Source organism: Aeromonas sp. s5 (assembly GCF_040907865.1).
Lineage (GTDB): Bacteria > Pseudomonadota > Gammaproteobacteria > Enterobacterales > Aeromonadaceae > Aeromonas > Aeromonas dhakensis.
This window is the reverse complement of the sequence record NZ_JBFOCO010000023.1, coordinates 296,308-310,890: the sequence shown is the minus strand read 5'-3', so window position 1 is coordinate 310,890 and position 14,583 is coordinate 296,308. Positions and strand designations below refer to the sequence as shown.

Genomic DNA, 14,583 nt, shown 5'->3' with positions numbered 1-14,583 from the left:
GAGCCCAAGATGGTCCCCTGGAACCTGCCCACCAACCGTCGCCCCAAACTGCTGATCGTCGATGATCAGGCGATCAACATCAGGCTGCTGCACCAGCTCTTTCGCGAAGAGTGCGAGATCTTCATGGCCACCAGCGGGGAGCAGGCACTTGCCCTCTGCCGCAGCCTGCTGCCCGACCTTGTCTTGCTGGACGTCATCATGGACGGCATGAGTGGCCACGAAGTCTGCCAGCAACTCAAAGCGGATCCCGACACCCGGGATATTCCCGTCATCTTCGTCACGGCCCAGCAGGAGGAGACGGACGAAGAGTACGGCCTGGCCCTCGGCGCGGTGGATTTCATCAGCAAGCCCATCAGCCCCAACATCGTCAGGGCCAGGGTGAAGACCCACATCACCCTCAAGCTGCAGGGGGACTTGCTGCGCAACCTGGCCATGCTCGACGGCCTCACCGGCATACCGAACCGGCGCCAGTTCGATGATGAGCTGACGCGGCAGTGGCGCCAGGGTTGCCGGGACAACACCCCCCTCTCCCTCATCATGCTCGATGTCGATTATTTCAAGCGCTACAACGACCGCTATGGCCATCAGGCCGGCGATCACTGCCTGCAGGCCATCGCCGCCGTGCTGGCCGAGCGGCTGGGCAGGCCGCACGATCTGGTGGCCCGCTACGGCGGTGAGGAGTTTGCCTGCGTGCTGCCCAACACCCCCCTGGCCAGCGCCGTCCATCTCGCCGACAGCATGTGCAGCGCCGTGCGCGAGCTGGCCATCGAGCACCTCGCCTCAGAGGTGGCCAGGGTGGTAACCATCTCCCTTGGCGTGGTCTGTGCCATCCCCAGCCAGACCGGCACGCCGCAACAGCTGCTGGAGGCGGCCGACCGCCAGCTCTACCGGGCCAAAGAGGCAGGACGGGCCAGAGTCGCCGCCGATGGCGAGGGGGGATGAGTCCTCTGCCGTGCCTGCCCCCTCTCCGAAACAGGAGTCAGGGCGGGCAGTTAGCAGGCCGCTGGCGAGTCCCGTCCCGCCTGCGGCCTTGCCGTTTGCACTGACAAACTGCTGATTAAAGGTTCATTGTGCGCCGCTCTTCGGTAGAATCGCCGCTTTCGATCACCATCCAACCGGCGGGAGGGGCACAATCTGGCAATGAACCTGATCCGACCCCTGCTGCTGCTCTGCCTGCTGCTGCCCCTCTGCGCCCAGGCGCTCACCCTGCACAGTCGCCCCTACCTGCAAAGCCCCCCGGCGCCCGCCAGCACGGCTGACCAGCCCTGGCTCGCCGAAATGACGACGCTGCGGGTCGGGGTGCTGCGCCACGACTATCGCCCGTTCGCCATGATCGGGCCCGATGATCACTTCGAGGGGATCGCCGCCGACTACCTCGACATCCTGGCCAGGGCGCTGCAAAAACCGGTGAAACTGCGGGCATTCAACGACTCGCGCAGCGCGCTGGCGGCGCTGCGGGCCGGGGATCTCGACCTCGTCAACCTCGGCAACCTCAACCTCGGCACCTCCGAACAGGCGGGCATCGCCCTCAGCCGGCGCTATTTCAGCAGTGCCCCCGTCTTCTCGGCCCTCGCCGCCGAACAGGGGCCGCTGCTGCTGCCGGGCCAGCGGGTCGCCACCGTGCGAGGCTACGTGAACGAAGCCGCCTTCAAGCGCTACTACCCGGACCTGGTACTGGTCAATTACCCCTCCAACGTGGCAGCCTTCGATGCGGTCTTCTTCGGCCACGAGCCGCTGCTGCTAAGCGACCCCCACTCCCTGCACTACCTCAACAGCGAGCGCTTCGACAAGATCCGCCAGCGCAGCCAGGCGCAGCCCGCCATCGCGGCAGACGGCTTTCGCTTCGCGGTGTCGGCCGCTCACCCCGGCTTGCTGGCCCTGCTCGACCAGACCCTGGAGGGGGTAAGCGACGTCACCCGCAGCCTCATCTTCAACCAGTGGAACGGCCCCATCCGCGACATCATCGAGCGCCCCGGCGATCTCTACAGCCGCGAGGAGCGCGCCTGGCTCGCCAGCGCCGGCCCGGTGAAGGTGTGGCTGATGGACGACCTCTACCCCTACGGGGTGCGCGACTACGACAACCAGCTCACCGGCATGTCGGTGGAGATGCTGGAGAAGATCAGCAAGCGCTCCGGCCTGCGCTTCGAGTTCGTCAGTTACGGCTCGGAGCAGGCGCGCAAGGAGGCCCTGCTCAGGGGGGCGCTGGATCTCATCGGCGCCATCTCCCGCCCGGTGGCCGAGGGTTACCGGCTGCGTCCCTCCCTGCCCTACGCCACCGACGACATCTATGTGCTGGTGGCCCGCAAGGGGGATGCCTTAAGCGGCGATCTGGCACAGCTCGCCGGCAAGCGGGTGGGCAGCACCATCTACAACCCCATCGCCAAAGGGCTTGGCGACAGCCAGGTGAGCTTTCTGGAGAGCGCCGACGAGGCGATGGAGGCGGTCAACGAGGGACGTCTCGATGCCGCCATCGTGCCGCTCTATTTTGCCCAGCACGCGGTGGAGGGGGGGCGGCTTCAGCAGATCCGCATCGCCGGCCCCGCCGACGACCAGCCCATCCGGATGGGTTTTGCCGGCCTCTCCGCCAACCGGATGCTGATGGACATCATCGACAAGACCATCCTCTCCATCGCTCCCAACGAGCTGGCGATGATGAGTTACCAGTGGCGCAACCGCAAACTGCCGGCCCCCACCTTCATGGAGCGCAACGCCCCCTATTTCTACCTGCTGCTGGCGGGGCTGTGCGCCGTCGCCCTGCTGCTGTTTTACCGCAACCGCATGCTCAACCGGCTGGCCCGCTCGGAGCAGGCCTCCCGCCGCCAGTTGGAGGAGCACGTGCGCTTCATCGAGGCGCTCGGCGAGAGCCTGCCCCACCCCATAGTGGTGCGCGACAAGGGGGGCAAGGTGATCCTCTGCAACAGCAAGTACCTGGCCACCCTCAACGCCCCCATCGAGCGGGTGCTCGGCACCTCGTTTGCCGAGGGGCTCAAGGGGCTGCTCGGCGCCGAGGCCATCGCCGCCCTGGAGCAGGATTTTCAGCAGGTGCTGCGAAGCGGCAGCCCCATACTGTCGGATCGCATCTTCAGCCAGCGCGGCCCGCGCCAGTTCGTCTACCACTGGATGGTGCCCTACTTTGACTACCGCGGTGCCATCAGCGGGGTGATCAACGGCTGGATAGACATCACCGAACGCAAGACCATGGAGGAGGCGCTGCGCCGCGCCAAGGAGCAGGCCGACCGCGCCAGCCGGGCCAAGAGCGACTTTCTGGCCACCATGAGCCACGAGATCCGCACCCCCATGAACGCCATTCTCGGCATGCTGGAGCTGGCGAGCCAGGATCCCGCCCTCGCCCGCCACACCGACGAGCAGCTGCGCATCGCCTCCGAATCCGCCAACGGCCTGCTCGATCTCATCGGCGACGTGCTGGACATCTCCAGCATCGAAGCGGGCCAGCTGACCCTCGCCCCCGAGCCGTGCGAGCTGGCGCCCCTGCTCCACTCGGTGGCCCGCGCCTGCAAGGGGATGGCCCAGCAGAAGGGGCTTGGCTACCGGGTCGAGCTGCCCCCCCTGCCGCGGGTGCTCATCGACCCGCTGCGCCTGCGCCAGATCGTCTTCAACCTGCTCGGCAACGCCATCAAGTTCACCGAGCGGGGGGAGGTGAGCCTGCAGGCCAGCCTCACGGGGAGCACGGAGCAGCCGCTGCTGCACCTCATCATCCGCGACAGCGGGGTGGGCATCGCCCCCGACAAGCTGCCCGGGCTGTTCAGCCCCTTCTACCGCGCCCACGATCCGTACCAGTTCGCCGGCACCGGCCTTGGTCTCAATATCGCCCGCATGCTGTGCCAGTTGATGGGGGGCAAGATAGCGGTCAGCAGCGAGCTTGGCAGCGGCACCGAGCTCAGGATCCGGCTGCCGCTCACCCCGCTGGCCGCCCCCCTCGAGCCCCTCGACGCCGCTTCGCCGCCGGCCGGGCCACTGCTTGTGCCCTCCCCCCGGCCGGTTGCGCCAACCCGGCTGCGGGTGCTGGTGGTGGACGACAACCACGCCAACCAGGTGCTGCTGCGCCAGCAGCTCAAGCACCTGGGCCACGAGGTGTGCGTGCGCGGCAACGGTGCCGAGGCGCTGCAGGCCAGCCAGAGCCAGGACTTCGATCTCGTCATCACCGACTGCCAGATGCCGCTGATGGATGGCTTCGAGCTCACCCACCGCCTGCGCGCCCGCGGCCACACCCAGCCTATCTGGGGCTTCACCGCCCACGCCACAGCGCGCGAGCGGGAACTCTGCCTGGCCGCCGGCATGGACGACTGCCTCTACAAACCCATCGGCCTGACCCGGCTGCGCACTGCCCTCTCAACCCTCGAGCAGAGCAGCGCCAGCGCTCAGCCCCAACTCTGATGATCCGGGCCAGTTGGCCAGGTTCTGCGCCCCGTCACCCGCTCAGTGATAACGCCCAAAAAGCGTGGGGGGCCATCAGGCCCCCCGCAAACACACCGGATAAGGAAACCCCTTACTTGGCGGCGCTATCCTTCACGCACTTCTGGACAAAGCTGTTCTTGGCCGCGCCCGCCAGCTTCTTGTCGACCGCCGCCTTCTCGCACTTGGCCGCCGGATCCATCGCCGCGCCCGTCTTCACGCACTTCTGGATAAAGCTGTTCTTGGCCGCACCGGCCAGCTTCTTGTCAGCCGCGGCTTTCTCGCACTCGCCGCTCACAGCGCCGGCGGCATCTTTCACGCACTTGCCGACAAAGCTGGTCTTGGCGGCGCCCGCCAGTTTTTTGGCCGCGGCCTGCGCCTCGCACTGCAACTGGGCTGCGTCGTTGGCAAAGACTGGATTGGTCAGCAACACGCTGCCGCAGAGCAGGCCGAACAGGATGGCAATACGCTTCATATGACGTTCCTTATTGTGATGTGTTGGCATGGTGACCTGTTTGCATGATGATCTGATTGCAAGTAACTGTGATGACAACAGCTGATTGTTGCCGCAGATCCCCCGCCTTGCCAGCCAGGGCCACGGAGCACAGGGCACCATAGCCCGCACTATAGCGCCGATTGGCTAAGCGGGATTCTCCCCGGCCAGCCCTTCCTCAACAGTCAGCTTGCTCCTTTCTTCCCCGCCACGCTCTCCAAGCCAATAAAATCAAGGGCCATGGGAATCCTGTTTCCGACAATGTCGATTTCTTGAGCCAGCGCATAAAACACAGATATTCCTGATAGTTACGTCATTTTTTGACTGGTGAGACCAGATTCGATTGGCTTAACATAGCCATCCGGTGCCTATTCATTGGCGATGGGTTGCTACCCTCTCCGGTTAATGGAGCATTTTGGAATGCTGTAATCCATAGGCAGTAGCGTGGGTTTTCATTGGATAACGTCTTGCTCAGAAAGGTACTTATCCCGGATTTTTTAGACCAACAGGATTAGTTATGAAGGCTTATTTTTTGGATGTTTCGCAAGGTGATTCAACATTAGTTATAACTTCAGATAATAAATCCATACTGATTGATTGCAATTATAGCGATAGTGATTCAATCAGTATTATAAAAGAAACATTAAAAAATAATGAACTAGATGAAAATATCCTCGATGCTGTTTTCATTACACACCCACACGAAGACCATATAAAAGGAATTGGTCTAATTGACGAACACTTTACCGTAAATGCTATATATGAATCAGGTCACAGATTATTCGTACCAGATAATGAAAAACCTAAGCACTATATGGATATGCTTGCCTTTATTAGAAAGGCACCTAACAAAAACCATAAGCTCACAGCCTATAATGAATTCCATATTGGCTCTGCAAAAATAAGTGTATTTTCACCCACGAGAGCATTCCTATCAGATGAAAGACCAACAGAAAGAGATATTCATGATCAATGCTTGGTGTTTAAGTTAGAGGATGATAAAACAAGCATAATGTTTACTGGTGACTCCAGTATGGAGTCGTGGCGGGATTATATAGTTGAAAATTATTCTGATATCAAAGGCAAACCCAACCTTTTAAAGTCAGACATATTGTCAGCAAGCCATCATGGTTCCAATACTTTTTTCTTTCCAACAGCGAGTAATGATGGAAACCCATATACTCTTGGCATGGAAAAAATAAGCCCCGACATAACTATAATTTCCGCTGGGAAAGCTAATCGCCATGGGCACCCAGATAGAAAAGCCTTGGAGATATATAAAAAAGAATCTATCAATGCAAGCTCTGTATTTCAGACTAAGGATGTTGGGACAATATGTTTGCAAAGTAGGAATGGGTCTTATACCATAATGACTGAAAACATGCTTAAAAGCATCCAACATAGTACGTCTGATGCAAAGCTGCAGATATCTAATGACCCCCAATCCCTCCCCTTAATTCCATATTCAACAGGCGTGGATATAAAATTTACGGCAAGCATCATTAACAAACCTCAAGAGCATGGTGACTTAGTATATAAATGGACTGTTCAAAACAACTCAAAAAAACCAGATCGACACCACGATATGTACGAAGGACAAAAAGGCAATTCGCATATTTATAGAAATAAAACGGCTTATGAAGGGATACACACTCTTTTATGTGAAGTCACAACAAAAACAGGGAAGAAAATATGCGCCAAACATATTCAGGTTAAGGTTAAAAAGTCATGAAAGAAAGAGGTATAGCATTTTCGGGTGGTGGTTTCAGGGCTACATTATTTGCTGTGGGCTCACTAATTAGAATTAACGAAGAAGGTCTCCTTAAAACTTTTGACACATTTACAAGTGTGTCAGGAGGGGCAATAGCTATTGGATACCTATCTTTAGTTTGGGATAAGCTTAATTTCATTCCACATCAAACAAAACATGGACTGTATTACGCCGACAATTTTTTTGAGGTTTTCGTAGAACCACTAATGACCTTCTGCGAACGTTCAATAGATATTAAAGCAATTACTAGAAGTATTTTGACATTAAAGAGGCCATGCTATGCCCTAGAAGATTACTATAATAAATACTTATTTAATGATTCAAAATTAGAGCACATAACAAACGAGACTGAATTTATTTTTTATGGCACAAACTATGATACTGGAGCTAGTGTTAGATTAACTAGAGACAGCATTAGAGATTACCAGTTAGGTACAGCGACAAAACATGGATTAAAACTCTCGTCAGCAGTTGCCATATCTAGTTCATTCCCCCCGTTCATGTCACCATATGTCATTAAAAACCCTAATATGGAATGGCAAGACTCTACATATAGCCAGATAAGAGACCAAGATAAACTTTTATATCTCAGACAGAACATGAGGCTTGTTGATGGCGGATTATACGATAACTTAGGAATCGAAGCTCTATGGAAAACAAAAGATCAACAAGAATATAAATCTGTTTTTGTAGCTGATGCAGGAGCCCCATTCTCAATTCCACAGTTCAATAACAAATTTATGAGAAAATTTCAAAACTGTATTATCCTTCAACAACTAAGGGTAACCGATATAATTATCCAACAACAGCGCGCATTAAGAAAACGTTGGTTAATCAGTAACTATAACACCCCTGGTTGTTATAATGGCATATATTGGGGCATTGATACTGACATAAGAAAATATAATGTGGAGCATATAATTAAACCAGAGTCACGTTTATTACACTTATCTCAATGTAAATCTTTAAGCACCCAACTAAGCCCCTTTAAGCTAAAGACGAATAAAGACATTTGCAACTATGCCTATGCTCTCTGTGATGCAGCACTATTAAGCTACAACAGACATCGGGCTGTTGAATCAAAATTTCCTTTTTGACTGTGAATTAGAGCATAGCGGCCACCAGATCGGCGCTCTGACATCTCAATCACAATAGGGCACTGTATTGGTTACCCCGCTGATGCGCCGAGACGACGCCATAGTGCCAGAGCGCGAAACAGGGATGACCAGCGAACTGCGGCGGGGCTTTTCCCCCTTCGAGAGCAAAGCGCTCGCCCAAATAAAGAGACCATGAACATAGATCGTCGATGATTCCCTCATCGACATTCGTCCAAAAAGAAAAATAAAAATCCCCCGTTATCGGGGGATTTTTTATTTCTATCAGTTATCTCAGCTCAGCGGCTTAACCCACCAAAAACGCCCTTAACCGGGCAAACTCCGCAGGCAGATTATGAGAGAGCAGCGGCAGCACGGCCTGCTTGGCGAGCGGGCCGGGCAACGGCATATCCAGCCCCGGGATCTCGCCCACCGACTCCTTGAATTTGTGTAGAGGCTTATACGTTTGTCAGCATCTGTTTCTCTCTCTCCAACCAATACTCCCTTTCAACCCCCACCCCGGCCACAAACTCGGGATCGTGGGAGACCAGCAGCAGGGTGCCCGGATAGTCGGCCAGCACCTGAGTGAGCAGCTGGCGCGAGGGGTGATCCAGATGGTTGTCCGGTTCGTCCAGCAGCAACAAATCGGGCCGTTGCGCCAGCACCATCAAGAGGCCCAGTTTTAGCCGCTCGCCACCGCTCAGCCCATGGCAGGGCGCCAGGGCGCGATCACCGCGCAGCGCTATGCCCGCCAGCCGGGTTCTTGCGTCGCTCTCGCAGAGTGTCGGTGCCACTGCCAGTAGGTTGGCGAGCGGGCTGAGGTCTAGCGCAATCAGGCTGAGCCCCTGATCAAGACACGCCATCCGGCCATTGATGCGAAAGCTCCCCGCCTCGGGCGCCAGCTCGCCGCGCAGCATCTGCAGCAGGCTCGACTTGCCGCTGCCGTTGCGACCGGCCAAGAGACAGCGAGCCCCCCGCTGCAGCACCAGATCTACCTGCTGACCATGCCAGCGTGTGTGGCGCGCCGCCGTGATCACCAGCGGCTGGGCCGCCCCCTTGCGATCGCTTTCCGCTGGCCACTGCATGACAAGCGGCTGCACCGCCGCCAGCGCGGCCGCCGCCTCGGCGCGCGCCTCCAGCTGGGCACTGTGGCCCCGCTCGTGGCGATCCAGCACCTTGCCAAGGGATTTGCCCGCCTGATCCGCTTTGAAATCGAGCAGAATCTTGGCCTGGGAGCCGCGCTCGCGCCGCCCCTGACTGGCCCGTCTGGCCGCCTGCTCACGCACCTTTTGCACGCTGCGCGCCGCCGCCTTTTCCCGGAGCTCCGCCTGCACCAGCCGGGCGCTGCGGGCAGCCTGCAGCTCGGCCTGCTGCGCCAGAAATGCCTCAAACGAGAGGCTGGCACTCTGCAGCCCCTGCTCGCTCAGCTCCAGTATCTGGCTCCCTTGATTGAGCAGGCGCCGGTCGTGACTTACCAGCAGATAACCACCACTGTGGCTGGCCAATCGCTGGCTCAGCCACGCGATGCCACTGGCATCCAGGTGGTTGTCCGGCTCATCGAGCAGCAGAAAGTGAGCAGATCTCGCAAACAGTGCCAGCAGGCGCAAGCGGGTGAGCTGGCCGCCGCTCAGGGTGCTGACCGGGGCATGGGCATCGAGTCTGAGGCCCGCCTCTGCCAGCAGGTCGGCAAGATCGCGGCGCAGGTGCCAGCGATCAGCCAGCAGCTCGAAATCGTCCAGGGCGCAGCTCCCCTGCTCGATGCGCTCAAGGGCCCGCAGCGGCTCGCCCCAGCCGACAAGGTCGACCACACTGGCTGCGCCGTCATAAGCTTGAGCCGGTGCAAACTGGGACAACCAGCTGATGGGGGTCAACCACTCAATCTTGCCAGAAGCCGCGCGGCGCTGGCCTGCCAGCAGTGCGAGCAGCAGGCTCTTGCCGATGCCGTTGCGGCCGATCAGGGTGCAGCCCGCAGCGGGCAAAGTGAAGGTAAGGGGCACAGTGCAGGCGCCGAAGGGCAGCTGCAAGGCATTGATATGACATGCGATATGGGTCATCTGAACTCCTGTGGGCCAATGCGGGAGCCGCAGGCCAAGAGCCAAGCCAAATGACAGGGACACGTGTCCACAAGTGGGAAAACAAACAAGGAATCAGCATCAACCTGTCACGGTAAGACGCACCCGTTCTCCCTGGCGGGAGAGGAATCAACAGCGGGGTGCGGACAGGTTAAATGCGCATCGGAGGAAGTACTCATATATCAAAGGAGCCAAGAGGCTAACCCGGTGAGTGCGGGCAGGTCAACCGCCATGACCGGGTTCACGCAGCTATGCCGCTGAATTTTCACCCACAAAAAGCCTCGTATGAAAACCAGTCAAGAGAGGCAATTCAATACCCATATGGAGCACAATTGATGACTGAGTTGATCTAGACTGTGCGCTCTTTTTTATTCGGGACTCGACAATATGAAACGCGCTTTCTTCGCCGCTCTGACCATGCTGGCTGCACCTGCCATGGCCGAACAGACCATTGCCCACCACTTCGCCACACTGGAATACCAGCGGATCATCGATGGCTGCCAGATGTATCGCCTCAATACCCCGCAAGGCGCGACCCTGCTGTTCGGACACAACTTCAATGACACTGGCGTCAATGCGGAAGGAGGCGTCTCTGCCGGTACCATGGATCTTTACTCCTACATGTATTCGGACCCGAAATATCGCAGCTACTCCCTGCGGGGCACCAATAATCTCTATCAGCCCTCCACCAGCGACTCTTATACCTTTATGACCCTCTCCGTCGGGGCCGGCAGATCACCCGACAACTTCATGTTGTCCCAGCGCAAGAACATCGAACGGGCGACCTCTTACTCCAGCGGCGATACCCAGCTCTCGATGCATTTCTATGACGGACAGGATCAGCCGAAATATGACAAAGCGATGCCGAAATATCTCTCGCTGTGCGGCAGCAACATTGCCTCCTTCGACTCATTGACCAGCCTTAGACTGCGCATCGCCAGCTCCACCATCAAGGTGCAGTACCCAAGATTCAACCAGCCTGCCGGGATCAAGGCCAGCAATGATCTGGTCAGCGAAGTCCAGCTCGCCTGGAGCAATGTCGACAACAGCGCCATCACGACCCGTCAGCTTAAATACACCCGCATCTCCCGCGCCGAGAAACTCGACAAGCCGCAAGATCAGAAATTTGTCGAGCTGGCCAAACTCGGTATCAACGACGATCGCTATATCGACATCAATGGCGACCAGAATCCTCTGATCCCGGGCAAGGAGTATGTCTATCAGGTGCAGTACTGCGACGGTTACGACTTCTGCGAAGCGAGCCCTCAGGTGATTGGCAAAGCCAATTAAGCAGCACGCTATCGAAGCAATAAAAATCCCCCGCGCTCGGGGGATTTTTGTTTCCTGTTTATCCTGTTTGGCGGGCAACTGTCTGCGCCGGTGCTCGCTATCAGCGGTTCTTGAGCGCCTCCACCCTGGCGATCAGGATGGCCATAAAGCCGGAGATGATGATCAACCCGACGCTGACAGGCAGCACAGAGACGGCGTAAGGAACAACAATTGCGCCACCGACCAGAGAATCCGAGAAGATGCTCAAGGGCAGCGGCAACAAGATTAACAGTGCGATATAAACCAGCACCCTGGCGATCACCAGAGGGGTCTTAAGGGATTGCGTTACGACTCTTCGGTACGGCCACATGATGGTTTGCTCCCTGATCCGTTATTATCCGGCCATCGGCCGCCAACCCTGAGCAGGGTGCCGGCCTTGTTCGTCCATGATGGCTTCATGCAGCACCCTGATTAACAGCCACCGAGCGGCTGGTCAAGGGATTCCCCATCGGCGGCTTTTTCCCACGATTTTTATTCTTCTGCGCGCCGCCACTATGGCGGAGAAAACCTGCATCAAACCGGCGCCGCACCACAGCAACCTCTGACAAGTGTTTCTATATCAGCAGCTTGTTGATTGCCTGCCATTCGGGGGCTTGTAGCAGCCCCCACTCTGGGATAGCCCCAGAGAGCGTTCAGGCAGAAGGCGCGGGATCCACCGCGGCCAGCAGCGCTGTGCCGTAGGAGTTGTCTATGGTGCAGCGCCACTGCCCATCGGTTTCTTTGCGAAACACATAGGTGGCGCGGCGGGTTTCCTCAGTCAAGCTCCCCTGGCCATCGGGGTAATTGAGCCGGGTCTCCATGATCACCAGCGCATTGTCGGCCCCCTCGATCACCTCCATGGCGCCCTGTTTCACCTTGAGCTGTCCCTGAAAGTAATCCGAGATGGCAGTGAAGGCGCCGCGGATGGCGGGAATGCCGCGCACCACCATGCCGGGCTTGACCACCAGGGTGGCGTCCTCGGCGTAGAAGGCCATCAGGGCGTCGAAGTCGCGCCGGGAGATGGCCGCATCGCAGGTCTCGATAAGAGTTCGAAGGGGATGCTGATTCATCTTCACTCCTTATAGGAGGCGGCTTGCCCGCCCTGTCATGGATAGAAAGCAACGGTATAGAAAACAACGGATAGAAAAATCCCCCGAGGTCGGGGGATTGGCAATCAACTTAACCGAGCAGGAAGGCCCTTAGCGGGGCAAACTCCGCCGGCAGATTGTGGGACAAGAGCGGCAGCGCGGCGTGCTTGGCAAGGGGCCCGGGCAGCGGCACGTCCAGCCCCAGGATCTCGTCTACCGACTCCTTGAACTTGGCCGGATGGGCGGTGCAGAGGAACACCCCCACCTCGTCCTCAGCCAGCTGTTCGCCCAACAGATCCCAGGCGATGGCGCCGTGGGGTTCGCACAGGTAATCCAGCTGGTGCAGGCGCTGCAACGCATCGCGAGTCTGGGCATCGTCACGCATGCCTGACCCCAGGGTCTCCAGCGCCCAGCCTTTGCGACGGCACAGCTCTTCTACTCGCGGCCAGTTGTTGGGGCGGCTCACATCCATGGCGTTCGACAAGGTAGCGACCGTCTGGTGCGGATCCCACTGACCGGTTTTCAGGTAGCGCGGCACGGTATCGTTGGCGTTGGTGGCGGCGATAAAGCGCTTCACCGGCAGCCCCAGCGCCTTGGCGATTAAGCCTGCGGTGAGGTTGCCAAAGTTGCCGGACGGCACGCTGATGACTGCCTTGGCACGATCGGCTTTCGGCAGTTGGGCCACCGCCTCGAAGTAGTAGCAAACCTGGGCCAGCAAGCGGCTGATGTTGATGGAGTTGGCGGAGTTCAGACCAATGGCCTTTTTCAGCTCCTCGTCATCGAAGGACTGCTTCACCAGCGCCTGGCAGGCATCGAAGTCGCCGTCGATGGCGATGGTGCGGATGTTGCCCCCCAAGGTGCAGAACAGCGCCTCCTGCAGCGGGCTGATCTTGCCCTTGGGGTAGAGGATCACCACCTCGATCCCCTCCAGCCCGTAGAAGGCGTGGGCCACGGCGGCGCCGGTGTCGCCGGAGGTGGCGGTCAAGATGGTGATCTTGTCGTTGGTTCTAAACGCCGCAAGGCACTGGGCCATAAAGCGGCCGCCGAAGTCCTTGAACGCCAGAGTCGGGCCGTGGAACAGTTCGAGGGCATAAGTGCCATCTTTGAGTTTCACCAGCGGCGCCGGGAAGGTGAAGGCGGCCTTGACCAGCTCGTGTACCTGAGGCGCGGGCACTTCGTCCCCCAGCAGGTGGCTGAGGATGCGGGCGGAGCGCTCCACCAGCGGCAGATCCAGCAGGGCATCCACATCGGCCAACGGCTCAAGCTGCTCGGGGAAGAACAGACCCTGCTCGCGACCCAGACCCTGGCGCACCGCCTGGGCGAAGCTCACCTGTTCACTCTTGTCCTTGATATTGTAAAGATTCATAGCTCGCTTCCTGTTACCCGTGCCCCGGCCATGTCGAGTTTGCAAACCCGGGCAAATCCATCTTCGTTCTGCACGAAATGTGCATCCATCCAATCTTTCATGCGCTCGGCCTGGGCCAGATCCTTCATCACCACGAACACGCTGGGACCGGAGCCCGAGATGCCGGTGGCCAGCGCCCCGTTCTGGGCGGCCTGGGCTCGCACCTCGTTAAAGCCTTCAATGAGCGCCGCGCGGTAGGGCTCGGCAATCACGTCTTTGAGTACACTCGCCGCCAGCCCCTCCTGCCCGGTGTAGCTGGCGTGCACGAAGGCGGCCAGCCGGCGGCCATAGGTGAGGCAATCCTGGCGGCGATACTGGGCCGGCAGAATGGCGCGGGCGGCAGCGGTGGAGACCACTGTGCCCGGGTAGCAGACCACCCAGTACCACTCGTCAAACACCGGAATACCCTGGCTGATGACGCCGTGCTCTTCCAGCACCAGCTGCATGCCGCCCAGATAGCAGGGGGCGACGTTGTCGTAATGGACGGAGCCGGAGATCTTGCCCTCCATCTCCCCCATCAGCAGCAGCAATTCGTGTTCATTGAGGGGGGCGCCGTGAAAGGCGTTGAGGCCTTCGAGTGCCGCCACCACGCTGCAGGCGCTGGAACCCAGACCCGAGCCCACCGGCAGGTTCTTCTCCAGCACCATTTCGAGCGGCTTGAGACCAAGGCCGCGCTTCTCCAGCGCCTCGCCATAGGCGAGCCAGCAGTCATGGAGGATGTTCTTTTTCGGGTCAGCCGGCAACTTGTGGGCGTAGCGGCCCACGGCTGAGAGGGCAAACGGCACATCGGCTGCCTTGACCTGGACGCGATCCCCGAGCAGAGAGCCATCCACGGGGGCGAGCGCCGCCCCCAGTACATCGAATCCCACGCTCAGGTTGGCGCTGGAGGCGGGAGCATAGGCCACCACGCTGCCGCTCTGGTACATGTCTGAACTCATG

12 protein-coding genes are annotated in these 14,583 nt (G+C 58.4%); 5 read left to right on the top strand and 7 right to left on the bottom strand.

Annotated elements, in window-relative coordinates:
• Positions 1-9 precede the first annotated feature (9 nt).
• Both AB5Y94_RS14190 and AB5Y94_RS14185 read left to right on the top strand, forming a co-directional pair.
• Positions 10-942 (top strand): diguanylate cyclase, encoded by a 933-nt coding sequence (locus AB5Y94_RS14190; RefSeq protein ID WP_201988857.1) that lies wholly within the window; start codon positions 10-12, stop codon positions 940-942.
• Between the two features lie 198 nt (positions 943-1,140).
• On the top strand, positions 1,141-4,395 hold the full coding sequence (locus AB5Y94_RS14185; protein WP_368205885.1) for a transporter substrate-binding domain-containing protein: 3,255 nt from the start codon (positions 1,141-1,143) through the stop codon (positions 4,393-4,395).
• A gap of 112 nt (positions 4,396-4,507) precedes the next feature.
• On the opposite strand, the gene AB5Y94_RS14180 is transcribed toward AB5Y94_RS14185, so the two are convergent.
• Positions 4,508-4,888 (bottom strand): hypothetical protein, encoded by a 381-nt coding sequence (locus tag AB5Y94_RS14180; protein WP_201883013.1) that lies wholly within the window; start codon positions 4,886-4,888, stop codon positions 4,508-4,510.
• Positions 4,889-5,423: 535 nt separating this feature from the next.
• Here AB5Y94_RS14180 and AB5Y94_RS14175 point away from each other — a divergent pair.
• Entirely contained in the window at positions 5,424-6,638 is a 1,215-nt protein-coding gene (locus AB5Y94_RS14175) for a ComEC/Rec2 family competence protein (protein WP_368205883.1), read from the top strand.
• Entirely contained in the window at positions 6,635-7,774 is a 1,140-nt protein-coding gene (locus AB5Y94_RS14170) for a patatin-like phospholipase family protein (RefSeq protein ID WP_368205881.1), read from the top strand. The genes AB5Y94_RS14175 and AB5Y94_RS14170 overlap by 4 nt, the downstream gene beginning before the upstream one ends.
• 304 nt (positions 7,775-8,078) lie before the next feature.
• Here AB5Y94_RS14170 and AB5Y94_RS14165 read toward each other — a convergent pair whose 3' ends face one another.
• Together AB5Y94_RS14165 and AB5Y94_RS14160 are read right to left on the bottom strand one after the other, a co-directional pair.
• Positions 8,079-8,204: a threonine synthase gene (locus AB5Y94_RS14165; protein ID WP_368205879.1), complete on the bottom strand. Its 126-nt coding sequence runs from the start codon at positions 8,202-8,204 to the stop codon at positions 8,079-8,081.
• 25 nt (positions 8,205-8,229) lie between these two features.
• Entirely contained in the window at positions 8,230-9,825 is a 1,596-nt protein-coding gene (locus AB5Y94_RS14160; protein WP_368205877.1) for an ATP-binding cassette domain-containing protein, read from the bottom strand.
• Between the two features lie 405 nt (positions 9,826-10,230).
• On the opposite strand from AB5Y94_RS14160, the gene AB5Y94_RS14155 reads away from it, so the two are divergent.
• Positions 10,231-11,133, top strand: a complete 903-nt coding sequence (locus AB5Y94_RS14155; RefSeq protein WP_010633339.1) for a hypothetical protein — start codon at positions 10,231-10,233, stop codon at positions 11,131-11,133.
• 100 nt (positions 11,134-11,233) lie between these two features.
• Here AB5Y94_RS14155 and AB5Y94_RS14150 read toward each other — a convergent pair whose 3' ends face one another.
• From AB5Y94_RS14150 to thrB, 4 genes are all read right to left on the bottom strand, one after another.
• Complete coding sequence (locus AB5Y94_RS14150; RefSeq protein WP_010633338.1) at positions 11,234-11,482, bottom strand: hypothetical protein; 249 nt, start codon at positions 11,480-11,482, stop codon at positions 11,234-11,236.
• Between the two features lie 322 nt (positions 11,483-11,804).
• Positions 11,805-12,221: an SgcJ/EcaC family oxidoreductase gene (locus AB5Y94_RS14145; protein WP_124250446.1), complete on the bottom strand. Its 417-nt coding sequence runs from the start codon at positions 12,219-12,221 to the stop codon at positions 11,805-11,807.
• Positions 12,222-12,330: 109 nt separating this feature from the next.
• On the bottom strand, positions 12,331-13,605 hold the full coding sequence (thrC, locus tag AB5Y94_RS14140; RefSeq protein ID WP_368205874.1) for a threonine synthase: 1,275 nt from the start codon (positions 13,603-13,605) through the stop codon (positions 12,331-12,333).
• Entirely contained in the window at positions 13,602-14,582 is a 981-nt protein-coding gene (gene thrB, locus AB5Y94_RS14135; protein ID WP_216973173.1) for a homoserine kinase, read from the bottom strand. The genes thrC and thrB overlap by 4 nt, the downstream gene beginning before the upstream one ends.
• Position 14,583: the final 1 nt, after the last annotated feature.

Bases quoted from the DNA above. Each gene is read 5' to 3' on its own strand.
- AB5Y94_RS14175 (WP_368205883.1), top strand. From the start codon at position 5,424: ATGAAGGCTTATTTTTTGGATGTTTCGCAAGGTGATTCAACATTAGTT.
- AB5Y94_RS14155 (WP_010633339.1), top strand. From the start codon at position 10,231: ATGAAACGCGCTTTCTTCGCCGCTCTGACCATGCTGGCTGCACCTGCC.
- thrB (WP_216973173.1), bottom strand. From the start codon at position 14,582: ATGAGTTCAGACATGTACCAGAGCGGCAGCGTGGTGGCCTATGCTCCC.
- AB5Y94_RS14190 (WP_201988857.1), top strand. From the start codon at position 10: ATGGTCCCCTGGAACCTGCCCACCAACCGTCGCCCCAAACTGCTGATC.
- AB5Y94_RS14170 (WP_368205881.1), top strand. From the start codon at position 6,635: ATGAAAGAAAGAGGTATAGCATTTTCGGGTGGTGGTTTCAGGGCTACA.
- thrC (WP_368205874.1), bottom strand. From the start codon at position 13,605: ATGAATCTTTACAATATCAAGGACAAGAGTGAACAGGTGAGCTTCGCC.
- AB5Y94_RS14180 (WP_201883013.1), bottom strand. From the start codon at position 4,888: ATGAAGCGTATTGCCATCCTGTTCGGCCTGCTCTGCGGCAGCGTGTTG.
- AB5Y94_RS14185 (WP_368205885.1), top strand. From the start codon at position 1,141: ATGAACCTGATCCGACCCCTGCTGCTGCTCTGCCTGCTGCTGCCCCTC.
- AB5Y94_RS14160 (WP_368205877.1), bottom strand. From the start codon at position 9,825: ATGACCCATATCGCATGTCATATCAATGCCTTGCAGCTGCCCTTCGGC.
- AB5Y94_RS14150 (WP_010633338.1), bottom strand. From the start codon at position 11,482: ATGTGGCCGTACCGAAGAGTCGTAACGCAATCCCTTAAGACCCCTCTG.
- AB5Y94_RS14145 (WP_124250446.1), bottom strand. From the start codon at position 12,221: ATGAATCAGCATCCCCTTCGAACTCTTATCGAGACCTGCGATGCGGCC.